This window comes from Micromonospora phaseoli (assembly GCF_900109115.1).
In the GTDB taxonomy this organism is placed as follows: domain Bacteria; phylum Actinomycetota; class Actinomycetes; order Mycobacteriales; family Micromonosporaceae; genus Micromonospora; species Micromonospora phaseoli.
This window is the reverse complement of sequence record NZ_FNYV01000004.1, coordinates 74,331-98,030: the sequence shown is the minus strand read 5'-3', so window position 1 is coordinate 98,030 and position 23,700 is coordinate 74,331. Positions and strand designations below refer to the sequence as shown.

General features: G+C 69.9%; 24 protein-coding genes. 11 read left to right on the top strand and 13 right to left on the bottom strand.

The genetic code is table 11. The annotated features are described in order from the left end of the window. Positions 1–21 precede the first annotated feature (21 nt). Positions 22–348: a hypothetical protein gene (locus tag BMY89_RS11975; RefSeq protein WP_092379580.1), complete on the bottom strand. Its 327-nt coding sequence runs from the start codon at positions 346–348 to the stop codon at positions 22–24. A 285-nt stretch (positions 349–633) separates the two neighbouring features. On the opposite strand from BMY89_RS11975, the gene BMY89_RS11970 reads away from it, so the two are divergent. Next, the gene (locus BMY89_RS11970) at positions 634–3,042 is read left to right on the top strand and encodes a M14 family metallopeptidase (protein ID WP_232521244.1); all 2,409 of its coding nucleotides are present in this window, start codon (positions 634–636) and stop codon (positions 3,040–3,042) included. 56 nt (positions 3,043–3,098) lie between these two features. Here BMY89_RS11970 and BMY89_RS11965 read toward each other — a convergent pair whose 3' ends face one another. Next, positions 3,099–3,965, bottom strand: a complete 867-nt coding sequence (locus BMY89_RS11965; RefSeq protein ID WP_092379574.1) for an IclR family transcriptional regulator domain-containing protein — start codon at positions 3,963–3,965, stop codon at positions 3,099–3,101. 31 nt (positions 3,966–3,996) lie between these two features. Next, positions 3,997–5,454, bottom strand: coding sequence for an amidohydrolase family protein (locus BMY89_RS11960; protein ID WP_092379571.1), 1,458 nt, complete (start codon positions 5,452–5,454; stop codon positions 3,997–3,999). 192 nt (positions 5,455–5,646) lie between these two features. Here BMY89_RS11960 and BMY89_RS11955 point away from each other — a divergent pair, with 192 nt between their 5' ends. Genes BMY89_RS11955 through BMY89_RS11925 form a run of 7 tightly spaced genes read left to right on the top strand, consistent with a single transcriptional unit; the run spans position 5,647 to position 10,771 of the window. Next, positions 5,647–6,837: a CaiB/BaiF CoA transferase family protein gene (locus BMY89_RS11955; protein WP_092380313.1), complete on the top strand. Its 1,191-nt coding sequence runs from the start codon at positions 5,647–5,649 to the stop codon at positions 6,835–6,837. Continuing rightward, positions 6,834–7,622, top strand: coding sequence for a citryl-CoA lyase (locus BMY89_RS11950; protein ID WP_092379565.1), 789 nt, complete (start codon positions 6,834–6,836; stop codon positions 7,620–7,622). Before BMY89_RS11955 ends, BMY89_RS11950 begins: the two co-directional genes overlap by 4 nt. A 12-nt stretch (positions 7,623–7,634) precedes the next feature. Continuing rightward, on the top strand, positions 7,635–8,525 hold the full coding sequence (locus BMY89_RS11945) for a DODA-type extradiol aromatic ring-opening family dioxygenase (RefSeq protein WP_092379562.1): 891 nt from the start codon (positions 7,635–7,637) through the stop codon (positions 8,523–8,525). Beyond that, positions 8,522–8,881, top strand: coding sequence for a hypothetical protein (locus BMY89_RS11940; RefSeq protein WP_092379558.1), 360 nt, complete (start codon positions 8,522–8,524; stop codon positions 8,879–8,881). The genes BMY89_RS11945 and BMY89_RS11940 overlap by 4 nt, the downstream gene beginning before the upstream one ends. Next, entirely contained in the window at positions 8,881–9,846 is a 966-nt protein-coding gene (locus BMY89_RS11935) for a quinone oxidoreductase family protein (protein ID WP_092379555.1), read from the top strand. Before BMY89_RS11940 ends, BMY89_RS11935 begins: the two co-directional genes overlap by 1 nt. Positions 9,847–9,870: 24 nt before the next feature. Next, positions 9,871–10,302 carry a helix-turn-helix transcriptional regulator gene (locus tag BMY89_RS11930; RefSeq protein ID WP_170147645.1) on the top strand — a complete coding sequence of 144 codons (432 nt, stop codon included), beginning with the start codon at positions 9,871–9,873 and terminating at the stop codon, positions 10,300–10,302. 40 nt (positions 10,303–10,342) lie between these two features. After that, positions 10,343–10,771: a VOC family protein gene (locus BMY89_RS11925; protein WP_092379550.1), complete on the top strand. Its 429-nt coding sequence runs from the start codon at positions 10,343–10,345 to the stop codon at positions 10,769–10,771. Between the two features lie 103 nt (positions 10,772–10,874). Here the strand turns inward: BMY89_RS11925 and BMY89_RS11920 are convergent, their stop codons facing one another. Further along, entirely contained in the window at positions 10,875–11,858 is a 984-nt protein-coding gene (locus tag BMY89_RS11920) for a sugar phosphate isomerase/epimerase family protein (protein ID WP_092379549.1), read from the bottom strand. Between the two features lie 19 nt (positions 11,859–11,877). Then, positions 11,878–12,012, bottom strand: coding sequence for a hypothetical protein (locus BMY89_RS31320; RefSeq protein ID WP_269766862.1), 135 nt, complete (start codon positions 12,010–12,012; stop codon positions 11,878–11,880). Positions 12,013–12,470: 458 nt separating this feature from the next. Between BMY89_RS31320 and BMY89_RS11915 the strand changes: the two genes are divergently transcribed. Further along, entirely contained in the window at positions 12,471–13,277 is an 807-nt protein-coding gene (locus BMY89_RS11915; RefSeq protein ID WP_092379546.1) for a hypothetical protein, read from the top strand. 15 nt (positions 13,278–13,292) lie between these two features. Here the strand turns inward: BMY89_RS11915 and BMY89_RS11910 are convergent, their stop codons facing one another. The 8 genes from BMY89_RS11910 to BMY89_RS11875 form a co-directional block, all read right to left on the bottom strand. After that, the gene (locus BMY89_RS11910; RefSeq protein WP_092379544.1) at positions 13,293–14,075 is read right to left on the bottom strand and encodes an SDR family NAD(P)-dependent oxidoreductase; all 783 of its coding nucleotides are present in this window, start codon (positions 14,073–14,075) and stop codon (positions 13,293–13,295) included. Between the two features lie 10 nt (positions 14,076–14,085). After that, positions 14,086–15,312, bottom strand: a complete 1,227-nt coding sequence (locus BMY89_RS11905; protein ID WP_092379542.1) for a family 1 glycosylhydrolase — start codon at positions 15,310–15,312, stop codon at positions 14,086–14,088. Positions 15,313–15,367: 55 nt separating this feature from the next. Then, positions 15,368–16,555: an MAB_1171c family putative transporter gene (locus tag BMY89_RS11900; protein ID WP_232521242.1), complete on the bottom strand. Its 1,188-nt coding sequence runs from the start codon at positions 16,553–16,555 to the stop codon at positions 15,368–15,370. A 7-nt stretch (positions 16,556–16,562) separates the two neighbouring features. Then, positions 16,563–17,084: a hypothetical protein gene (locus BMY89_RS11895; RefSeq protein ID WP_092379539.1), complete on the bottom strand. Its 522-nt coding sequence runs from the start codon at positions 17,082–17,084 to the stop codon at positions 16,563–16,565. Positions 17,085–17,242: 158 nt separating this feature from the next. After that, complete coding sequence (locus tag BMY89_RS11890; protein ID WP_092379537.1) at positions 17,243–17,737, bottom strand: hypothetical protein; 495 nt, start codon at positions 17,735–17,737, stop codon at positions 17,243–17,245. A gap of 498 nt (positions 17,738–18,235) precedes the next feature. Then, the gene (locus BMY89_RS31315) at positions 18,236–18,625 is read right to left on the bottom strand and encodes a DUF6119 family protein (protein ID WP_170147644.1); all 390 of its coding nucleotides are present in this window, start codon (positions 18,623–18,625) and stop codon (positions 18,236–18,238) included. Between the two features lie 95 nt (positions 18,626–18,720). Further along, on the bottom strand, positions 18,721–20,661 hold the full coding sequence (locus BMY89_RS11880) for a DUF2075 domain-containing protein (RefSeq protein ID WP_092379531.1): 1,941 nt from the start codon (positions 20,659–20,661) through the stop codon (positions 18,721–18,723). A 121-nt stretch (positions 20,662–20,782) separates the two neighbouring features. Then, positions 20,783–21,127 (bottom strand): nucleotide pyrophosphohydrolase, encoded by a 345-nt coding sequence (locus tag BMY89_RS11875; RefSeq protein ID WP_232521239.1) that lies wholly within the window; start codon positions 21,125–21,127, stop codon positions 20,783–20,785. Between the two features lie 246 nt (positions 21,128–21,373). On the opposite strand from BMY89_RS11875, the gene BMY89_RS30345 reads away from it, so the two are divergent. Together BMY89_RS30345 and BMY89_RS11865 are read left to right on the top strand one after the other, a co-directional pair. Then, positions 21,374–21,712 (top strand): hypothetical protein, encoded by a 339-nt coding sequence (locus BMY89_RS30345; RefSeq protein WP_170147639.1) that lies wholly within the window; start codon positions 21,374–21,376, stop codon positions 21,710–21,712. Positions 21,713–22,232: 520 nt separating this feature from the next. Next, on the top strand, positions 22,233–23,525 hold the full coding sequence (locus BMY89_RS11865; protein ID WP_092379528.1) for a serpin family protein: 1,293 nt from the start codon (positions 22,233–22,235) through the stop codon (positions 23,523–23,525). Positions 23,526–23,700 lie beyond the last annotated feature (175 nt).

The following is a 23,700-nucleotide window of genomic DNA, read 5'->3' as shown; positions in this document are numbered from 1 at the left end:
GCCGGCGGTTCAGGCGGCGGTTCAGGCGGCGGCCGACTTGCGGCGCGACTGCTCTGTTGACCAGCTCGGCAGCGGTGCCGAGGGCGCCCAGTCCGCCTCCCGCGGTGCCCCGGGTGCCGGTGCCTCGTCCGGCGAGCCGCCCTGCGCGAGGCTCAGCGCCCGCTGGGCCTGCTGCCACGGCCCGCAGGGCCAGTCCTGGCCGGCGCAGAGCAGGTGGTCGCAGCCGCCCTCCCCGTCCGGCGCGTGGGCGTCGGCGACGTCCAGGGCGAGCCGCCACAGTAGCGGGTCGGTCACTTCGGCCGGCCGGTCGGCGGTATGGCTGTGTCGGTCGATGGCGTTCTCGGACACGCGTGATCCCCCTCGTAATCGAGCCTCACGCTCTTGGTGTCCAGTCTGCATGCAGGTCAAACACCAGATCGGGGGCGGTCGGGGCGGGGTGGGCGCGGTCACCGGAGCCGGGGTCGGCAGTCATTGACAGATACGGATCTGCGGGCGAGGGTTGTGCCCAACCCGATCACTCTAATCGGTCAGCTGCGCGACGCTGCGTGACCCGCTTCGTCGGCGCGCATGCCCGGGGAAAGGGGCCACCGCCTCATGTCTGCACTCCCTACCGGTTCCCGGTGGCGACACCGGATGCCCGCATCCACCGCTCTGGCCGTCGCGACGGCCGTGTTGTTGCTGGTCAGTCCGGCGGCGGCCATCGTGCCGCGGGCCGCCGCGCCCAGCGCCGCACCGGCCGACCTCGGTCGGCTCGCGGACGAGGATGCCAGCGTGGTCGAGGTGGTGCTGACCGGCACCGCCGAACTGGACGCCCTGGTCGCCACCGGCGTCGACCTCGATCATCACGTCAGCCACACCGAGGACGGCATCGTCGTGCACGCCGTGGTGACCGGCAACGAGGTCGCCACCCTGACCCGGGCCGGCTTCACCTTCGGCAGGGTTCTGCACACCGCGGCCGACGCGGCCGACCGGGTGGCCGAGCGGGAGGCGACCATCGCCGCCCACTTCGCCGAGAACCAGGAGTTCGCCGCCGCGGCGACGGTCTCGGCCCGAACCACCGTCTCCGACGTCAGGATCATCCGAGCGGATTACTACACCTCCGGCGAGACCCAGGTCCTCTCGGTCGAGGCCAAGTGGGCGCAGGGTCAGACGGACAGCGCCCCGTTGACCGTCGAGCGGGACAGTGGGCCGGGCACCGAGATCGGCTCCGGCGGCACGCAGAGCATCTCCCGCTTCGTCGACGCCGGCGCCTACCTCTACCACCGGGGCGCGGCGCAGGTGACCAGCCGTCCGGCGTACGTGCGGATCACCAGCCCGACCGGTGACACGGCGGTGGCCAAGGTGAACGAGTGGCTGCCCATCCCCGACAAGGACCCGGAGGGGCCGGGCTACATGAAGGACTTCGTGGCCAGCTACCTCACGCCCACCGAGCTGTACGACCGGATCAAGGCCCTCGCCGTGCAGTACCCGAAGCTGGCCGAGATCGTCGAGCTGCCGTACCAGACCAACGGCTACCGGCGGCAGGCGCAGGCCGTGCTCGGCACCGCCAACGCTAGCCGGATCGCGGTGGACTCGGTGGCCTGGGGGCACCAGGGGGGCAACGACATCTCGGTCGAACTGGCCGACCCCGGTGTCGCCGACGCGCCTCTGGCGGTGACCGTGACCGGCAACCAGGTCCGCGTCGACCTCGCCACCGATGGCAGCGGCACCGTCACCAGCACCGCAGAGCAGGTGGTCGCCGCGCTCAACGCGCAGGCGGGGACGCTGCTGCGGGCGTACACCTATCGGGGCAGCCCGGGCACCGGTGTGGTCGCGCCGGCCGCGCCGACCGCGCTGTCGGACGGCCTGTCGGCGCCGGCGTCGGTCTCCCGCGACCCGCATCCGGTGTACGCGATCCGGATCGGCAAGCACCGCGACGGCTCCAAGCTCGGTGTCCTCGCGTACGCGCAGGAACATGCGCGGGAATGGGTGCCCCCACTGGTCACCATCGAGACCGCCGAGCGGCTGCTGCGCAACTACGCGCACGACCGGAAGACCCGCCAGTTGGTGGACAACCTGGACATCTGGATCGCGCCGTCGATCAACCCGGACGGCGGGCACTACTCGTTCTACGACTTCAACTCGCAGCGCAAGAACATGACCAACCACTGCACGCCGGAGACGTCCGGTGACTTCCTCGGCCGCAACTCGTGGGGCGTGGACAACAACCGCAACTACACCGAGTACAGCCTCTTCGACGGCTACTCGGGTGCCTCCACCAGCTGCACCAGCGGCACCTATGCCGGACCGAGCGAGCTGTCGGAGCCGGAGAGCCGCAACGTCGACTGGCTGGCCGCCCGGCCGAACGTCAAGTTCTCGATGAACCTGCACTCGTCGGGCAACTACTTCATGTGGTCGCCCGGCTCGTACGCGACGCCCGGCCGGATCTCCGCGCCGCGACCGACGCTGGCCGAGGAGTCGCTGTTCTGGGGCGCCTCGGCGCGGATCCTGACCGCCATCAAGCGGCACCGCAACCTGGCGGTCACGCCGGCGCGCACCGGACCGATCGCCGACGTGCTGTACTCGGCGGCCGGCAACTCCGGTGACATGCTCTGGTACAAGTACGGCATCTACGCCTGGAACTTCGAGGTCGGCACGTCGTTCCAGCCGGCCTGGGACGAGGCGCACGCCGAGACGATGGAGTTCTCCAACGGCCTGGTCGAGATGCTGCGGGTGGCCCGGGACTTCGACACCGACAAGAAGAGGCCGTCCAGCTCGCTGTCGGTGACCCCGAGCGCCACACCGGGCATGGTGGACGTGACGTTCTCCACCAGCGAACCGGCGGCGGTCTTCTACACCCTCGACCGGTCCCGGCCCACCTACGACTCGACCCTCTACGGGTCGGCGGGCATCCGCGAGGGCGGGGAGACGCTGACCGTTGCGGCCGGCACGACCGTCCACTGGTTCTCGGTCGACGCGGCGGGCAACGTGGAGAAGAACTACAAGCCTGACGGCAGGGGCAACAACTACAACAAGGAGAAGGTCAAGGCACCGAGGCGGTGACCGGCCCGGGTGGTCGCGGCAGTCGTCGGGGCCGCGACCACCCGACCAGCCGGCGCTCAGTTGCCCGCGTTGACCGGCTCGGCGGTGACCGTGACCGTGACCGTGGCGGCGGCGGGCTCGACGCGGGCGTCCTGGAGCACGCTGGGCACGCTGCCGAGCAGCGCCCAGTCCTGGCTGATGTCGGCGGCGGCGCAGAGCAGCCGCGGCAGGTGCTCCTCGGTGAGGGTGCGCAGCGACGTCTCGGCCGCGTGCACGGTGACGTTGACGGCGGCGACGACCCGGCCCTGGCCGTCCCGGACACCGGTGGCGACCGACCGGATGCCGGGGGCGAGGTCCTCGTCGGCCAGGGCCCAGCCGCGGGCCCGCACCTCGCGCAGCGACGCGTCGAGGGCGGCCCGGTCCGGCTGCCAGCGGGGGGTGATACCGGAGCGGCCGGGCTGGGCCAGCACCCGGTCGAGTTCGTCCTCGGGCAGCGCGGCGAGCAGCACCTTGCCCATCGAGGTGGCGGGGGCGGGGAAGCGGGTGCCGATGGTCACCGAAAGAGTGATGATCTTCGGTACGGCGACCCGGGTGACGTAGACGATGTCGCTGCCGTCCAGCTGGGCCATGGAGGTGGACTCGTTGGTCTGCGCGACGAGGTGCTGCATGTGCGGTCGGGCGACGTCCCACATGCTCAGCGAGTTGACGTACGCCATGCCGAGTTCGAGCACCCGTGGGGTGAGGGCGAAGCCTCGTTCGGCGCAGCGTACGTAGCCGAGGTCCTCGAGGGTGAGCAGGATCCGGCGGACGGTGGGCCGGGCCAGCCCGGTCGCACCGGCGATCTCGCTGAGCGTCATCACCGGTCGACCGGGCTGGAAGCAGCGCAGGACGTCGAGGCCGCGGGCCAGGGCTTCGATGAAGTCGGGTCGGGCGTCGCGTGCCATTGCTGCCTGCCTTCCGAGGGTCACGTGCCGGTCAATGCTTCCACTGCGCCGAACCGGCGTCCCACTCGGTGTAGGTGTAGGGGTTGTCCTGGATCTTCGTTTCGGGGATGTCGGGGTTCATGCCCTTGGCCCACGCGTCCGCACCCATCGCGCCGACCAGGTGGTCGATGGTCTGCCCGACGTGGCGGCGGGCCTTGGCCAGGTCGACCCCGACGAGTTGGTGGTCGTGCTTGACCAGCCGGCCGTTGACCACGACGCTGTGCACGTCCCCGCGCTGGGCCTGGAACGCGACGTGGCCGTACGGGTTGAGGATCGGGAACATCACCGGCGACCGGTCGTTCTTGATCAGCACGAGGTCGGCCTTCTTGCCTGTCTCCAGGCTCCCCACTACGTCGTCGAGCCCGAGCGCCCGGCTGCCGCCCCGGGTGGCCCAGTCGACGACCTGTTCGGCGCGCAGCCGGCAGTGGGTGACGGTGTCCTGGCGGTGGTGCGCCTCCAGGTGCTCACGGGAGCGGTCGGCGCCGAGCGTGCTGCGCATCGCGGAGAACAGGTCGCCGCTCCACCAGACGCTGGTGTCCATCGACAGCGACACCGGGATGTCGTGGTGGCACAGCGCCCAGGTGGGCGGGTAGCCCTGACCGGCGCTCTGCTCGCTCTCGGTGGAGACCGAGACCGAGCCGCCGGTGGCGGCGATGCGATGGTACGAGTCGTTGGTGAGGGTGGCGGCGTGCACGTACACGTTGGACGGGTTCATGAAGCCGTTCTCGTGCATCAGCCGGATGCCGTCGTCGTTGGTGGCGCCCCACACTCCGGCGTGGGTGGTGACCGGCAGGCCGAATTCCCGGGCCACCTCGAACGCGGCCCGCTCGGGAAAGGCCGGATCGCCGGTGACGTCGAAGGCCAACTGCAGGCCGAGCATGTCGTCGCGGCTGTGGAAGCGGCGGGAGACGAAATCGCGGAACTGCGGGCTGGTGGACCACTCCCACGGCCCCTGCTGGATGTTGCCGTAGGCGAAGACGAACCGGCCGGGCACCTCCTGCAGGGCGTCCACCGCGGCGTCGGCGTGGTCGGTGCTCTGCAGGCCGTGCGACCAGTCGACGGTGGTGGTGACGCCGGCGTCGATCGCCTCGATGGCGGCGAGCAGGTTGCCCGCGTAGATGTCCTCGGGGCGGAACATCTTGCCGGACTCCAGGTAGTACCAGACGAAGTACTGGGTCAGCGTCCAATCGGCACCGTAGCCGCGCATCGCGGTCTGCCACATGTGCCGATGTGTGTCGATCATGCCGGGCATCAGGATGCCGCCCGACGCGTCGATCTCGATCGCGCCGTCGGGGGCGGCCAGCCCGACGGCGATCTCGGCGATGCGCTCGCCGACGACCAGGACATCCGCGCAGGGCAGGACGCGGTGGTTGTCGTCCATGGTCAGGACGAGAGCGTTGCGGAACAGGAGGGGACGGTCGGGGTTCGGGTCTGACACGGGTGCGCTCATGCGGTCAACTCCCAGCGGTGGTGGGTGCGGCCCACTCTGCGGACAGCTGTCCGTGATGCGGGCGCAGTCGCGATGGCCGCAAGTGTGGGCGCGCCTTCCGGTAGGTGTCAACGGTTGACAGTGAGCATTCCCGCTCCAATACTCGGCTTTCACGGACACATGTCCGCCTGGCGGTCGGGGAGTGGGATGGCGATGGCATCGGAGCACGGGCGTGAACAGGAACCGACGCCGTCCGGCGGCCCGCTGCGGGGCCTGCTGGTCGCGGACTTCTCCCGGATCCTGGCCGGGCCGTACGCCACCATGCTGCTGGCCGACATGGGCGCCGAGGTGGTGAAGGTGGAGAGCCCCGGCGGCGACGACACCCGCACCTGGATGCCCCCGGTACGCGACGGAATCTCCACCTACTACCTGGGCATCAACCGCAACAAGCGCTCCATCGCGCTGGACCTGCGCGACCCCGACGACCTGGCGGTGGCCCGCGAACTCGCCGGCCGGGCCGACGTGCTGATCGAGAACTTCAAGCCCGGCGGACTACGCCGGTTCGGGCTCGACTACGACACCGTCGCCGACGTCAACCCGAAGGTCGTCTACGCGTCCATCAGCGGCTTCGGCACCGGCCCCGGCGCCGCGCTGCCCGGCTACGACCTGATGGTGCAGGCCGTCTCCGGCCTGATGAGCCTCACCGGCGACCCGGACGGCTCGCCGTACCGGGCCGGCATCTCCGTCTTCGACGTGATGACCGGCATGCACGCCACCATCGGCATCCTCGCCGCCCTGCACCACCGGAACGCGGACGGGCACGGCCAGCACGTCGAGGTCAACCTGCTCTCCTCGGCGCTGTCCGGCCTGGTCAACCACTCCAGCGCCTACGTCGCCGGGGGCACCGTGCCCTACCGGATGGGCAACGCCCACCCGAGCCTGTTCCCGTACGAGCCGCTGCCCACCGCCGACGGCGAGCTGGTCGTCATCGCCGGCAACGACGGTCAGTTCGCGAAGCTCTGCGAGGTGCTCGGCGTGCCCGAGCTGGTGGACGACCCCCGCTTCGGGCGCAACCAGGACCGCACCGCCAACCGCGAGCAACTGCGACCGCTGCTGCTGGAACGCCTGCGTACCCGAGGCAAGGACGAGTGGTTCCGCGACCTGATCGCCGCGGGCGTGCCCTGCGCGCCGATCAACACCATCGACGGCGGCGTGGCGCTCGCCGACGAACTCGGCCTCGACCCGGTCGTCGAGGTCGGCGACGGCGACCAGGCGGTGCCCGGCGTCCGGCACCCGATCACCTTCTCCGCCACCCCGGCCCGCTACGACCTGCCGCCGCCCGGCCTCGACGAGCACGGCACCGAGATCCGCACGTGGCTCACCGAGAGGCAGGACAACCCGTGACCAGCTTCCCGACGTCGATCGGCACCTCCGATGCCAGCAGCATCCGGCTGCTCGGTCAGGATCTCGCCGCCGACCTGATGGGCCAGGTCGGCTTCGGTGAACTCGCCTTCTGGCTGGTCGCCCGGCGTCGCCCCACCCCGTCGGAGGTGCGCGTCTTCGAGACGGTCCTGGTGGCGTTGGCCGACCACGGCTTCACCCCGACGGCCATCGCCGCCCGGCTGACCTACCTCAGCGCCCCGGAGTCCCTCCAGGGCGCCCTGGCGGCCGGCCTGCTCGGCGGCGGCTCCCGCTTCCTCGGCGTCACCGAGGACTGCGGCCGGTTCCTCGCCGACACGCTCGCCGCCGTCGGCGGGCCGCCACCGGTCGACGACGCCGGCTTCGACGACCTCGCCCGGGAAGCCGTCACCGCCGCCCGCACCGCCCGCCGGCTGGTGCCCGGTCTCGGCCACCCCGTGCACAAGACCGAGGATCCGCGTACGCCGGTGCTCATCCGGATCGCCGAGCAGGAGCAGCTGCGCGGGCCGCACCTGCGGCTGTTCGAGGCGATCGGTCGGGTCCATCCGGAGGTGCTCGGCCGTACCCTGCCGCTCAACGGCGCCGGTGTCTGCGGCGCGGCCCTGGCCGACCTGGGCCTGCCGGTCGACCTGCTGCGCGGCTTCGCGCTGCTGGCTCGCGCCGCCGGCCTGCTCGGTCACCTCGCCGAGGAGCGCCGCGACCCGATCGGCATGGACGTCTACCTGACCGTCGACCGCAACGCCACCTACACCACCCCCGATCTGTCCTGAGAGGAGCCGTCCATGGCCAAACTGGTCGCGGTCATCGCCTCCACCCACCACCCCTTCTACTACCGGGCCAGCACCGCCCAGGGCGAGGACCGGCCACCGTTCGCCGACGAATGGGTACGCAAGATCACCGCATTCCGGGAGACGCTGACCCGGGCCCGGCCGGATGTGCTGGTGATGGTCGGCTCCGACCACTTCCACCAGCTGTGGCTGGACAACATGCCGCAGTTCCTCGTCGGCAAGGCGCCGTTCTACGACGCCAACTGGTACAACGAGGAACGCGAGTTCGGCCTGCCCCGGATGCTGCTCCGGGGCCAGGAGGACCTGTCGGCGTACCTGCTGCGCGAGGGGCTGGACGCCGGATTCGACCTCGCGTACAGCAACGAGCTGCGCATCGACCACAGCATCACCTGCCCGATCATCACCCTGCGGCCCGAGGCCGACCTGCCGATCGTGCCGATCTACACCAACATCTTCGCCCCGCCGCTGCCCCAGCCGAAGCGCTTCGTGCAGCTCGGCAGGACCATCCGGCAGCTGATCGAATCCTGGCCCGGCGACCAGCGGGTCGCCGTCATCGGCACCGGGCACCTCTCGCTGGAGTTGGGCGGGCCCCGACAGTTCGGCGAGCACGGCCCCGACCCGGAGTTCGATCGTCGGGCGGTGGAGTGGATCGGCAGCGGCGACCTGGCGGGCTGCCTGTCCGAGGTGACGCTGGACAGCCTGCACGCGCCCGGCAACGCCACCCACGGCTTCATGGACTTCATGCTGATGATGGGCGTCGCCGGTGACGGCGCGAAGGCCGACTACGTCGACACCCTCGACCTGTTCCACACCATGGAGGCCTACTTCACCTGGTACCCGGACGGTGTGCCGGCGGTCGGCGAGCAGGGGACGGTGGCGGCGTGAGCAGGTACCTGTTGAACAAGTTCCTCTACACCGTCGACCGTGATCCCGCCCTGGTGGAGCGCTACCGCGAGGACCCGCGCGGCACGGTGACCTGGTGGGAGGCCGAACGGGCCAACCAGATCCTGAACTGCCACGTCCCCGAGGCAAGCACCTGGCTGCGCTTCGCCGACGTCGAGCGGGAGGCGCTGGCCAGCCACGACTACGTCAAGCTGTTCGAGCTGGGTGCCCACCCGTTCCTCACCCTGACGCTGTTCATCGCCATGTTCGAACGCGACCACGAACCGCTCGGCTTCCAGCAGGAGTACGCCCGCCGGCTGGCGCACTTCTCGCTGCCCTACCCGGACATCGCGACCTGATGGACGCCGCCGTCGTCACCGCCTGCGGCCAGCCCCCCGTCGTCGCCCGCCGCGAGACACCGCGACCCGGCGACGGGCAGGTCCGGGTCCGGGTCGCCGCCGCCCCGATCACCCCGCTGGACGTACTCTGCGCCACCGGCACCTCGTACTTCGGCGCGCCGGCCACCCCGTACGTCCCGGGGGTGCAGGGGGTGGGCCAGCTCGACGACGGCCGCCCGGTGTGGTTCTCCACCACCGCCGGGATGCGCCCCGGTGACGGCAGCATGGCCGAACACTGCGTCGTGCCGTACGCCGACGTCGTCACCCTGCCCGACGCCGACGACACGCTCATCGCCGCCCTCGGGCTCTCCGCGGTTGCCGCCCAGATGGCGCTGACCTGGCGCGGCGAGCTGAGCCCGGGGGAGCAGGTGGTGGTCCTCGGCGCCGGCGGCGTCGTCGGGCAGGCCGCCGTGCAACTGGCCCGCCTGCACGGCGCCCGACGGGTGGTCGCCGCCGCCCGGTCGGCCGCCGCCCAGGAACGGGCCCGCGCGCTGGGCGCCGACGCCGTGGTCGCGCTCGCCGACAGCGACACCGTCGACGACCTCGCCGTGCGGCTCACGGCCGCCTGCGACGGGCCGGCCGACCTCGTGCTCGACCCGCTGTTCGGCGTGCCGGCCGCCGCTGCGTTGCGGACCCTGGCCCCGCGCGGCCGACTGGTCAATCTCGGCGGCGCGGCCGGCGAGATCGCCCCGTTCGACTCCGCGACGCTACGTAGCCGCTCGCTGCGGCTGCTCGGCTACACCAACAACGAACTGGACGCGACGCAGCGGGCCGGGGCCATCCGGTCGATCGCCGAGCACACCGCCGCGGGCCGATTGACCGTGGCGTACGAGACCGTGCCGCTCGCCGAGGTCGGTGACGCCTGGTCCCGGCAGGCACAGGGGCGAGCCGCCAACCGGATCGTGGTGACCATGCCAGCGCAGTGAGCCGGCGGCATAAGCTTGCCGGCGATGACTGCTCCACCCCGCCGTGCCTCCGGTGACCTGCTCGTCCACCTCCGGCGAGCCCGCGATCACATGGATCGCCACTACACCGAGGCGCTGGATCTCGCGGCCGTCGCGGCGGTGGCGGGCGTCAGCAAGTACCACTTCCAGCGCCTGTTCACCGTCACCTACGGTCGATCCCCGGCGGCGTACCTGTCCCAGCGGCGCATCGAGCGGGCCCAGGACCTGTTGCGGAGCACGAACCTGACGGTGACCGAGGTCTGCTACGCGGTCGGGTTCGCCAGTCTCGGCTCGTTCAGCAGCCGGTTCCGGGACGTCGTCGGTGAGACGCCGAGCGAATTCCAGCGCCGCTGGGCGCGCACCGGGGCACCGCACATCCCTGGCTGTTTCGTCTTCATGTGGGGGCTCGCCGAACGGCGCGGTGACACCGCAAGCTAGGAGAAGCCGGGCGCCGCCGACCCTCCCCTAACCTGGTCCCATGATTACCAACATCTCGCTGACCAGCGTGTTCGTGAAGGACATCGACGCTGCCAAGGCCTTCTACATCGACATCCTGGGTTTCGTCGAGGCCACCGACATCACCCTCGGCGAGGGCTATCGGTGGTGCACCGTCAAGCATCCCAGCCAGCCGGAGCTTGAGGTGCACCTGACCCTGCCCGGGCCACCGTTCACGCCGGAGGTGGCCGAGATGTTCCGCCGGGCGCAGGACGAGGGCAACCTGTTCGGCATCGGCCTGGCCGTCGACGACTGTCGCAAGACCTACGACGACCTGCGGTCCAAGGGGGTCGACTTCATTCAGGAGCCGGCGGAGCGCCCGTACGGGGTGGAGGCCGTTGCGCGCGACAATTCGGGCAACTGGCTGGTCCTGGTCGAGGCGCGGGAGTTCACCCCTGCCGACTTCGACTGAGCGCGCTGACCCGTGCCGGCACCCGTGTCGCCGGGGCGCCAGGTGCGACCACGGTCGCACCTGGCGCCCCGGCGACTGCAGTGGTCGACTGCGCAGGCGATCCTCAGTACCGCAGGTCGCGCAGGTAGCGGTAGCCGACCTGGGCGGTCTGCTGGGGCGTCACGTCCGGGGTGTCGTTCTCCACGATGTACTCCAGCACCGAGTGCTTCCGGAAGATCCGCCCGAAATCGATCATCCCGGTGCCGAGGTCCGCCATGTCGCCGTCGGCGGCGTGCCGGTCCTTGACGTGGTACTGCAGCACCCGTTGCGGCGCGGCGCGGATGACGTCCAGGGTGAAGCCCTCCGGGTCGGCCACCCCGTCACCGGATTCGATGCCGCCGGTGACCGCCCAGTAGATGTCGATCTCCAGGTGGACGAGTCGTGGATCCAGCTCCTCGGTCAGCACGTCCCACGGGGTGCGGCCAGCACCCAGATCGATGGTGAACTCGTGGGCGTGGTTGTGGTAGCCGTAGCGTAGGCCGGCCCGGGCCGCCGCGGCGGCCTCGACGTTCATCTGCTCCGCCCAACGTTTCCAGTCGTCGGCGTTCTCGGAGTAGAGGTACGGCACCACCATGAACTTCTGGCCCAGGGTGACCGCGTTGCGGATCTTCTCCCGCAGGGCGGCGGGGTCGGCGCTGATCCCGTCGTGGCTGGAGCTGGCCTTGAGGCAGATGCTGTCCAGGAAGCGACGCAGCTGGGCGGCGTTGCGCCCGAAGTAGCCGAGCGCCAGCTCCACCTTGGGGTAGCCGATCCGGGCCAGGTGTCGCAGGGTGGCGTCGTATCCCGGCTCACCGTTCAACGCGTCGCGGACCGTCCACAGCTGGATGCTGATCAGGCCGGGCGGCACTCGCCGCCGACCGGCAGGACCCGGACCGTGGCCGGGACCGGGGCCCGTGCCGTGGTCGGGGGCGGCGACGGCGGCGGTGGCGCCCATGCCCGCTGTGGCGAGGCCGACACCGGCCATCGCGGCCATCGAGCCGCGCAGCAGGCCCCGTCGATCGATGACGGAGCGCCGCAGGGCGGCCATCCCGTCGTATCCGTAACACATGATGACTCCTCTCGTGGATCTACACGGCCGGGACCAGCACGACCTGATCGGGCGTGGCCGTCGGGGTGGTTGGCGCGGCCATCGAGGTGGCGGGTGGGGCGGCGAGCGCGATGGTCGTCAGGCCCGCCGCGGCGAGCGCGAGTCGTCTCTTCAACTGCCTCCCCTTTGTGAGGACTGTTCGGGCAGGTCGGGACGTAGGGGGGAGGGCTCACCTGCCGAGGCGGTGAGGGCCTCGGAGCAGCACCGGATCGCCCGTCGTCGGGTGACGTGGGCGGGGGATCTGCGGGGTTGGGGACGGGTGTCGGAGGGGCCGACGGAGGTCACGGTCGAGGCGCTGGCCCCTGTCTCGGTTCACCTCGGCGTAATATCCGCGCTGAGGCTAGCAAAAGACATGTCGATATGTCGATGACTTAGGTTGATTTGCGCAAAACTTCGGTCCGTGGCAGCGAAAGCTGTGTCCGCGCAGGTCAAACTGCCGTCGGTGAAGCCGAGGGTCGACCGCGAAGACATCCAACATCTGCTATATATGGGATCGCTCCCAAGGCGCGGCGAGGGTGAGGTGGATTCCGGCAGCCCGCCGCCATGGTGGGGATCGACTCATGGAGGAGAACCATGCGCAACCTTCTCGCCGCACTGACTGCGGCCCTGCTGCTCAGCGCCACGGCCGGCAGCGTCCCGGCCGGCAGCGTCCCGGCCGGCAGCGCCACGGCCGACGCCGCGGACAACTCCCACCGCGGCTCCTGCACCCGCCACCTGCTCTTCTGCGAAGACTTCGAGCGCCTGCCGCAGGGCGGTCCCAGCACCCTCAACTGGGGCGTCGACACGCGTAACGGCACGCTGACCGTTGAACGTGCCCGCCGTGGCAACCAGGTGCTGCACATCCACACGGTCGACAACGGACGCGCCTTCCTGCGCGTCGACGACTTCGCCGCACCGGGCAACCGCTTCTACGGTCGGATGCGGCTGCGCGTCGACGCCTTCCCGACCGCACCCGACTGGGCGCACTTCACCCTCGTAGAGGCGACCGGCACCGGCAGCTCCGAGATCGTCCGTCCGATCGGCGGCCAGTACGCACCCACCGTCCCCGGAATCTTCTGGGGCGTGGGCGCCGACGGCGGGCCGACCGGCGACTGGACCAACTGGCGGGAATCCGCCCCGGTCACCGAAGACACCTGGCAGTGCTTCGAGTGGAAACTCGACCCGGCGGACAACCGCGTCACGGTGTGGATCGACGGAGTGGCGAACCCGGAGCTGACCGCCTCCACCAACGAGCACGGCGGCAACGACGTGCCCTTCATCCTGCCGACGGTGAACACGGTGAAAATCGGCTGGCAGCTCTACCAGGGCGGCACCACGCCGGCCGAGTTCGACCTCTGGATCGACGACATCGCCCTGTCCACCACGCGCCTGGGCTGCTGACCGGCACGGGCCTGATCAGGGCTTGGCGGGCACGCGGCGTCCGGCCCGTCGTGACCCGACGCGTGCGGAGATCGCTGCGGCGAGTCGGCGGGGCACCGCGCGGTTGAGACCGACGATGACCTTGTACCTGGCGGTGGGAACGCTCACCCGGACCCCGCGGGAGAAGTCGCGTAGCGCGGCATCGACCACGGTCTCCGGCTCCAGCCAGAGGTAGCTCGGTACGTCGCCGACATCGAGGTCGGCACGGTGATGGAACTCCGTCCGGACCCAGCCGGGGCACACGGCGGTGACCTGCACGCCGCTGCCCACGATCTCCGCCGCGACGCTCTCGCTGAAGCTGACCACCCACGCCTTCGACGCGCCGTACGTGCCCCGCGCGACGAACGCCGCGATGGATGCCACGTTGATGACCCCGCCGGTGCCGTGGCGAAGCATGTGGGGGAGCGCGGCGTGGGTCAGCCGCAACACCGCCTCACAGTGCACCCGCATGGTCTTCAACTCGACGTCGAGCGGCGCGTCGAGAAACCAGCCCTGATGACCGAATCCGGCGTTGTTGACGAGCAGGTCGACGCCCTCGGCCGCGCGCTGCTCAGCCACCGAGAGCCCCTCCTCGGTGGACAGGTCTGCGACCACGGTCTCGACACTGACGCCGTAGGCCGACCGTAGCTCGTCGGCGGCCGACCGCAGCCGGGCGTCGTCCCGGGCCAGCAACACCAGATCCGTGCCGTCCCCGGCGAGACGGCGGGCAAAGGCGGCGCCGATTCCCGCCGTAGCTCCCGTCACCAACGCAACCGACATGCGCGACACGCTACCTGCCGTCGGAGCCGTGACCGCCGCCGAGTCGGCCGCTGGCACTCGGCGCCGTCCGCCGCACCAGTTCGGCGCTGCGCCGGGGGCGACGCTCCCGGTCGAACAGGCCGAAGGGCACCCCGTCGCCCGCGAGCCACTCGTAGTTGTCGATCCCGGTCCAGAAGAACACGCCGTCCACGTCCACGCCGCTGTTGCGCGCGTCGTCGATGTGCCGAAGGGAGCGGCTGAGGTAGTCGGTCCGTCCTTCGTCGTCCCCGCCGTAGCCGAGCTCCGCCACGACGAAGGACCGCCCGGGAAGCTCGCGGGCCAGCCGCTGCAACACCCAGGCGAGACCGTCGGCCCACGGCACGTATCCGAGCGGTCCGGGCGAGGCCTCCAGGGGGTACGGCCGGGCCTCGCCACTGCCGTTGACGGCGGTCACCGCGTAGTAGGAGAAGCCGTAGTGGTCGAACGCGTCGGCGTACTCGTCGCTGCGGGCGAGGCTCAACCAGGATTCCCACACCACCGCGTCCCACTGCGCGGCGGCGGCCGCGGCTTGCGGGCTGTCGTCCGCGGGCACCAGGGGGGTCAGCGACTCGTTGGAACACACCGGACGACCCGAACCGCGCAGGTACGACGCCGCGTCGAAGTCGGCGCGGTGCACGGCGGTGAGCGCCTGGAAGAACTCCGGTAGCGAACGGACCCCGGGCGGGAAGGTGCCGGTGAGGTACGCCTTCTGCGCGAAGCTCGTCGGATTGTTCACCGGCATCCAACCGTCGACCAGGTCGCCGAACTGGTCGGCCACCAGGTCCACCCAGCGCCGCCAGTGCCCGCCGGCCTCGGGGCCGAGGAAACCGCCCTGGTGCGCGAACCACTGCGGTAGCGCGGTGTGCAGCAGGGTGACCCACATCCGCAGCCCGGCGGCGCGCCCGGCGGAGAGCACATCCCGGTAGTAGTCGACGGCGACCTTGTCGACCCGGTCCGGATCGGGCAGCACCCGCGCCCAGTTGAGGGACAACCGGTGGTCGGTGAACCCCCAGCGGGCCAGCAACTCCAGGTCGTCGTGGTACCGCTCGGCGAAGCCGTTGCCGCTCGCCGACTCCGGGGCGCGGCCCGCCCGCTCCCAGGCGTACCAGTTGTCGCCGGCGCAGGCTCCCTCGACCTGCACGGCCGAGCTGGCGGTGCCCCACCACCGGATCGGCCGTTCGATCAGGCGGTGCGCCGAGGGCGGCAGGTGGTCGGCCATGACAGTTTCCTCCGTCGTGGTGTTGGCGGCAGCGCGCAGCCGCCGGGTTCTCCCGTTACCGGCTCACACCCGCGCCGCTCCGGCTCGCATCGACGCGGGAGAAGGCGGCGGCGACCTGTTCGAGGTAACGGCTCTCCCTGGCCAGGCTGGCGTCACCGACGCTGCGCCGCGGCAGCACGGCCGGCGGCGCGCCGGGACCCTCGGAGCGCCACCGTCGCAGGCCGGTGACCAGCGCGACCGCGTCGACGTGCGCCTGGACGCGTTCGCCGCGCAGCCCGCCGCGCCGGGCGTCCTCCTGGGCGGCGTCGACGGCCTCCGGATCGCTGTACGGCTGAAGCAGCAGTTGGGCGTCGCGAATCTCGATCACGCGCCGGTAGAGGCGGATGTCCATCGTCCAGGGGGCCGGTTCGGCGACGGCCTCGGGCTGGGACAGCATGACCTCGGGCACCGCGTCAGACAGCTCCCGCCACAGCGGCGCGAGCCGCCGGTAGGACCGGTACTGACGCAGCAGCCGCCACGGCGCCAGCGCGCGCGGCCCCCACACCGGGAGCGTGGTTCCGCCGGCGATCAGTATGCCGCCGAGCGCCGCCAGCGTCGTGGCGATCGTCGACTCGTCGCCGGGAAGCCGACGACCCAACCACGCCGAGGTGATCAGGGCCATCTTGTAGGCGGTGTGCAGGGCGTAGACGACCCCGCCCGTGGCGACCATCCGCAGGCCGGTGCGCAGCATGGGCGCGACGTGCCGCGAGTACCGGATGGACAGGTGGATCAGGTCGACCACCGCCATCGCCAGGCAGCTCAGGTAGAGCAGCTGGTAGATCCCGATCGGGGTGGAGGTCGCGTACCGCTCGACGAAGTTCGTGACGTTCTCGGTGTGCGCGGAGGTCAACAGCACCGTCATCGCGAGCGCCACCAGGGTGACCACGATCAGCCGCCGTCTGACCCGCTGCCGCGCCACCGGCGGTGGATGCACCAGATGGAGCATCATCACCTGCATGGCTCCGGCGGAGGCCAGGGTGAGCAGGTTGCCCAGGAGACGCCCGCTGTTGGGGACGCGCAGGAGTTCACTGATGAGCACGGTGTGCGGCGGGGCGAGGACGAGGAAGGCCGTGCCGAAGGCCAGCAGCCCGAGACACATGGCTTTCGGGCCGGGTGCGTCCGGTTGCCGGCGTACCGCGCGGATCTTCAGTAGGGCGGACACCAGCGAGATCAGTCCGGCGGTGACCATGATGGCCCGTTGCATGGTCAACTCACCCCTCGAAGGTGGACAGCAGGCGGTCCAGCTCGGCGCCCAGCTCCTGGCTGGCCGGCGCGGCGGGACGGGGACGCTTGTCCGTCACCTTCCTCATGATCAGTGTCGCGATCAGCTCGGCCTCCTGCTCGTCCCGGTCCGAGTACGACCCGCGACCCAGGAACCGGCTCACCAGCGCCGGGTCGAGGTCCGGTGCGAGCAGCGCGCCGAGATCGGTACCGAGGTTCCCGCTGCCCTTGTGATCGCAGAGCATGTGCCCCAGCTCGTGCAGCACCGTGTGCTCCTCGAGCAGCGGGGTGGTCCTCGCGTAGCCGATCACGTCGGCGTCGGGTAGGGCCATCCACAGGCCGCACATCGCTCCGGCCACGTGGTCGTAGGGCAGCAGGTGGATGGGTCGGCCGCGCCACTGCGATATCCGGCGGACGAGGGTGGTGAGCACGAAGGGGTCGGGTAAGCCCACTTCGCGCTCCAGGCGCCGCACCTGCTCGCCACAGAACCTGCGCAGATCTCGGTCGTACACGCTCCCCGTCTCCTCAGCGTGTCGCAACTTCCGCGTCCTTGTGCTGCGGCGAGATCGTAACGACCCTGGGGGAGCGGTGTCGAGGCAGTACGTGAGGGGCGTTCCGCCTCGCCGGCTCCGTCATCGTCGGACGTGGTGATCCGGTGTGGACGAATCGATCAGGAGGGTGGCTGTTCCCGGCTCTGCTCGACTTCCTGGAGTCGGGCGACCATCTGCTCGACCACCAGGGCGCTCGCCGGGGACAGCCCGGTGTCGGCGAGGACGGTTCGCAGCGCGACCTGCTGTACCTTCATCTCCCGCAGCTGGGTGAGCATCGTGATCTGCTCCTGGACCCTTCGGGTCACCTTGTCGTCGACGAAGAAGGCCGGGTCCACCTGGAACGCGCCCGCGAGGGCACGGACGTGCGAGGTCCGCGGGTCGTCGGCGATGCCGCGCCTCAGCTCTCCCACGTACGCAGAGCTGATCTTGACACCGGAGACCTCGGACATGCGGTTGATCTTGTCGGCGATCTCCTTGTTCGTGTACGGGCGGCCGAACTCGTCGGCGCCCAACTCGTCCCGGGTCGGCCGGATCTTGTCGAACAGGTAGTTCAACTTGTCGGCGAGCGTTTCGAGGGACGACGGCCCGCTCTCCCCTCGGACGTCCTCGACCATCACCCACTCCTCAGCTTCGGGTCGGCACAAACAGCCGGGCGCGCGCACCCGCATCCTGCGCCGCGCGTAGGCCACCCTACCGTCGTCTGCCCGGATGAACCGCTGGCAGGCCGCGCAACAATCGTATGACGCTCCGCTCGCCGGCTAAACAAGTGTTTCCCCAGACCGGCCGGCCAGTGGTGAACGGGCGGTGGCAGTAAACATCCGTGTATCGACGCCGAGAGTCCTTAAACGAGCGTTGACAGCACGTCCGTGTCGGGCCCTATGATGAGTCCTGCCCGCAGCTGTCATGCGGGGGGCCACGTCGTACTTGGTCAACGGGGGCTCGCTGCCGCTCCGGCCACGGGATTTGCCGGGGCGGCAGCGAGGACGTCAGCGAGCGGCGAGGCCGGGGCCCGCCCAGCCGGCCGCAGTGGTGTCACGGCGGACGACCTCTGCGGGCAGGTGCGACTCCATCCGGTACTCCTTCCGTGCTGTCGAACTGAGAGTGCAGCCGGATCAGGTGGCTGAGATCGCGACGACCTCGACATCGATGCCTTCGTTACGCAGCGTCCTCATCGCCTGGTAGAGCGCGACCTGCGCGAAGGTGAAGAGCGTGTCGACGGTGACCGTCCGGCCGCTACCGAGAGCGATGGCATAGACGACCTTGCGCGGCCGGAAGTCCCCGGAGAGCTTCGGTGCGTGGGGCTGCCGACCGACCAGGTCGAGGAAGCGGGCGCGGGCGTCGGCCTGGTAGCGCAACGCATCGGCGGAGATGACGCCCTGCGCGAAGAGATGACTCAGCGGGGATGTTCGCGGCCCCCAGCCAGAATTACGTCCACCTGTCGACTGCTGCGCGGCAACTGAAACTCGATCAGTGCGTCGAGTGCCCGCAGAGATCTGCCCCACCGCACGAGAAACTGGGGCGATGGGGCAGGTCTCTCAGAGGACGCTCGCCGGCCCGCTGAACTGAAAGTTACTGTAGTGATACGGAAAGGATTCGGTTAGCCTGCATTCGAGTCATCGCCGATCATTTCATAGCGGGTCTCCACCTGGTGGACGGGTTTCACCAAATCAGCCAGGAACGCGCGAGTCTCAGGGTCAGTGGAGTAGATGATCGTCCCACGCATACCACGGGTCAGCAGCACCTTGTAGGTGTTGCGGATCAGTCGGTCGGCCTCGGCAGCGCTGACTGCCTTGCGGTTGCGAAGCGCCGGATCCTTCGACTCGTCCTGCCGGGGTGTCAACTGGCCGTCGCGGGCCACCAGGTCGGGACCGAGGATGACGCCGGACCAGTCGTACTCGAAGCCCTGAGCGGTGTAGACGCAGCCGACCTGGCCAAAGCCGTTCGGGTCGGTGGCCCAGAATGCGCTGCCGGGAGCCTCCCCCACGCTGCGATCACTCTTGACGTTCCAGGGACGCGCCCAATCACCGACTACCACGTCCGGAATCAGGGTGCCGTCGGGCCGCGGGTCGCTCCACGGCCAGCAGTAACCAGCCGACACCCGGGCCGTCTGTCCCGGCTCGCCGGCCGTTCCCGCCGAACGCTGGCGCGCCCGCAGGAACGCCTCCAACTGCCTCGGGGATTCCGCGATCTGCAGGTCGAACCTGCCGTCGCCGGCCCACACCGTCGGCTTATCGCCGTCGAGTCCGAGCAGCTTGAGCACCCACTCCTCGTATGCCTCACTGCCACCGCACCGGAACTGGTCGTGCAACGAGACGACCTCCACGTCCAAGCCCAGCCTTTCAGCGTGTGCCGAGATGACCTCGATGTTGCCCAGTTCTCCCGGCTTGACGACCTGATGCTCGTCGAGCAGGAAGACCGGAACGCGTGCCGTAGTAATGAGCTCATCCAGCTGTGACCGGGCTGTATCCCGGCGAGTCTTTGGCGTATAGCGGTTGACTGAGGTCGCTCGGATTCGATGCGCCTCGTCGCAGAGCAACACCTCGATGTCGTTGGCTTCCGCTTCCATGAAGCTGTTGAAGTATTTGAACATGCCCTGCAGCCGGGTCGAACCGCGTCCGGCGTAGCGGCGCAGGGTCTGCGTGAATGACCGGGAGCCAGTTGCGTGCAGCACAGTCCGGCCGCGTCGGGCCAGCTCACCCATTACTGACAGCGCGATGACGCTCTTGCCGCTGCCAGGTCCGCCGGCCACCACCACTGCCCGTTTGCGGTCCGACTTCCGCGCCCGCTCGACTGCGTGCAGCACCAACTCGTACGCCACATGCTGCTCGTCGATCAGGGTGAACTGCGGCCGTTCCTTGAGCTCCTGTGCGGCGTACCGCAACAGGTGCCGGCTGGGCCGAACGGTACTGGTGAGGAATCGATCGGCGGCGTTCGCACCGGGAGTCGGCGCGAACCGTGACCGGAGATAGTCGAGCCACTGACCGCGACGTTGCTTGGTGAAAAGTCGGCTCTGCTCGGTTGGTGAACGGTGAAGCAGATCGGCAACATCCCGATCGACGGCATTGTGCAGGTACGCGGCGCCGTGCAGTGGGTACCGCTCGCGGCCAAGGACACCAAGGAAGTCCGTGAGGTACTGACAGTAGTCGCCGACCTGCACACCGGGGTGCAGTCGCGCTCCACGCGCGTGCTCTACGGCGACCAGGGTGTCGGATTGTTCGTACGCAGTCGCGTAGGACCACTGTTTCAACTCAACAACCAGGTAGGAATCGCGCCCGCTACGGGGATCGACCCCGGCCAGCACAGCGTCTACCCGCCGGCTGGTCAACGGCAGTTGATACTCGACCAACACCTCCACTTGGCCGAGGCCGGCGTCGGCGAGATCCTGGGCCAGTATCGGCAGGCTACTGCCCCAGGATCGACGTTCAGCCGGGCTCACGCCGTGGCGCGTCGCCCACAAGTGCTCGGCGACTCGGTCAGCGAGAGTGCCGTCGGTGGCGAGAAGCAATAGATTAGCGGCGGACGTACGGAACGCCGACATTGGCAGATGCCCCCAGGCAGCACGAAGTGATCGTGCGGATGGGGGGCATATCCGTGCATCGGAAGCCCGTCGGACCGCTTGGCTCTGAGCACCTTATCGAGTCGAATCAAGGCTGCAGCGGTTAGTCGGCGTTGTCGGCGGGCGGAGCCTTGGCCGACGACCCGAATGACCGCTCGACCGGGTAGCGTCGGGCTGCGTCGGACAGCTTGTCGGTTGCAGCCGTCAAAAGGTCAATCCCCAGGACATCGCCCAGCCGGGCCAGGTAGATCATGACGTCTCCGATCTCGGCACGAACCCGAGCGGCGTGATCCGGGTCGGCCATCACCCTTGCGGACTCCTCGGGGGTGAGCCACTGCAGTTCCGCGACCAGTTCGCCCACCTCTCCAGCGAGTGCCATCGCCAGGTTCTTCGGAGTGTGGAACTGCTGCCAGTCCCGCTCGTCGGCAAACCGGCGCAGCCGGTGCACGAGGTCAGCCAACCCAGGATCGCGCGGTTCGTGTCCCACAAGGCCGAACCCTACCGCCGTCGAATACCAACAACTCACACCGGCAACGCCTCCGGGATGCTGGGAACCGGGCGCCCGATACTCCGTTGACGGTCGCCCGCGCAGATCCGCAACCGGCTGATCCTGCCTGACCGGCAGGCGGCGTTGGCCACCCGGACCGGGTCGCCGAATGAACGGCGGTACCGCGTCGAGGTGGTGCCTGTCGCGGTGAGCCGCGTACCGGTGATCCGGCGCGTAGCCGTCGCCCACGGCGACGTGGTCCGGCTCGCCGAGACCGACTACCGGTACGCCGACGGTCCGCTTCGGCTGCGGGTCGTTCGGGTCCGGTTGGAAGGAAGCCGTCGTCCCGGCCGGGTGAACCCGCAACCCGGCCGGGTTTTTACAACAGCGGCTGATCCGGTCTGCGGTGTCGGCGCCACTGAAGCGCCGGCGAGGCTCGGCGGGAGCCGCACTGCAGGGCGCCGGGCCGGCGAGGGCGAGCAGGTGCGCGGTCTCGTCGGGGTCCAGCCGCAACGTCCGGGCGAGCGCTCGCAGCACGTCCTCTGACGGGTTGATCGGGCGGGCCTGCTCCAGCCAGGTGTACCAGGTGACACTGACCCGGCGACCACGGCGACCTCCTCACGGCGCAGCCCTGTGGCGCGGCGCGGTCCGCCCTCGGCCAGGCCAACGTCGGCGGGGATGAGCCCGGCCCGTCGTGCGCCCACCTCAGCTCGCTCGCCGCGTTCGGCGCCGCCGAGTTCCGTACGCCGCAGTGCCGCCATCCGCGTACCCGGATCGACGGGTGGGTCGGCCTGTCCGGGCTACCTTCCAGGCGTCCGTCGTCGCGGACACCGTGCTGAGCCGGCTCACCCAGCTGGATTGCCGCCGCTGAGGTTGGCGGTGGCTGCCGCGACTCGTCACACCCACGGCACCGGTACGCGCCGGATTCGTGGGTATGCGGTACCGCGTCCACCCTGACAAGTGACCGCCAGCGATTGCTGCACGCAGGTGATGAACATTGGTTGACTTCGATGCATTTTGGACCTTTTCCTGGCGCGTCTCCCTGGCACTGCTCTACCGTCGGGACATGGTCTCGCGTCGATCGGTTCTCCGGGCGGTGCCACTTGCGGCTGCCGCCCTGACCGCCGCCCCTGGTCATCTCCGGCTCAACGGGTCGTCCCCGTCGACAAGCCCACAACGCGTACCTCCCGACCCGGCGACAGTGCCGGCCGCCGCGGCCGCCGTACGCGGCTTCACGGCCGACCTCTACCGCACGATCGCGTCGAGCCACACCGGCGGCAACGTGGTGTGCGCGCCGTACTCGGTCGGGTTGGCGCTCGCCATGGCCCGGGCGGGCGCGGGCTCGACCACGGCGGACGAGATGGATGCCGTGCTGCATGCGCCACATCCGCGACCCGGCGCCCTCGACCGCGGGTTGAACACTGTCGACCAGATGCTCGCCGACCGGTTCCAGGACGGCGACGGGACCAGGCAGCCCAAGCTGACCACCGCGAACGCCGTGTGGACCCGGCTCGATCTGGGCCTGCGGCCCGGGTTCCGGGACACCCTGGCCGGTTACTACGGTGCCGCGCCGCACCCGGTCGACTTCCGTGGCGCACCGGAGGCGGCCCGCCAGGAGATCAACACCTGGGTGTCCGACCGGACCAACGCGACGATTCCGGAGTTGTTGGGCCCGAGTTCCGTGCGCCCCGACACCAGCCTGGTGCTAACCAACACGGCCTACCTCAAGGCGGCCTGGTACTACCCCTTCAGGCCGTCGGCCACCGTGGAGGAACCGTTCACCCGGGATGACGGCACCGTCGTCCAGGTGCCGATGATGCGCGGTCCGTTCGACCGGATGGGGCACCTCCAGGGCGACGGCTGGCGGGCGGTCGACGTGCCGCTCGCGGGTGACGGGCTGGCCATGGCCATCGTCATGCCGACCCGGGACAACCTCGCCGCGGTCGAGGCGAACCTTGACGCGGCATGGCTGAGCGCGATGTTCACCGGCTTTCAGTTCACCGACATCCAACTGCGGCTGCCCCGGTGGACGTTCCGCCTGCCGGCCGAGCTGGGCGCCGCGCTGAGTGGCCTCGGCATGCCGACGGCGTTCACGTCGTACGCCGACTTCACCGGCATGAGCACCACCGATCCGGCGTTGTGCATCGATGACGTGGTGCACGAGACGTTCATCGCGGTGGACGAGAAGGGTGTCGAGGCGGCAGCCGCGTCGGCCGTCATCATCCGGCCACCGTCGATCCCGCAGGGGCCGCAGTTCTTCGTGAACCGGCCGTTCCTGTACGTCATCCACGACCGGGTCACCGGCGTACCGCTGTTCCTCGGCCGGGTCCACGACCCGTTGGTCACCCGCCCGGCCTGACCGGATCGGATCACTCGGTCCGGACGAGCCGTCGTCGCGGCCGGCCACCGCGATGTCACGATCATCGTGGCCGGCCATGCGGCGGTCGGCGAGGCATCGGCGCGACATTCACGGCGGTATCCCCGTCGCTGGCAGCCGCACCTGACGCTACAAGCCTTGGCCGGTTCCGTGACCG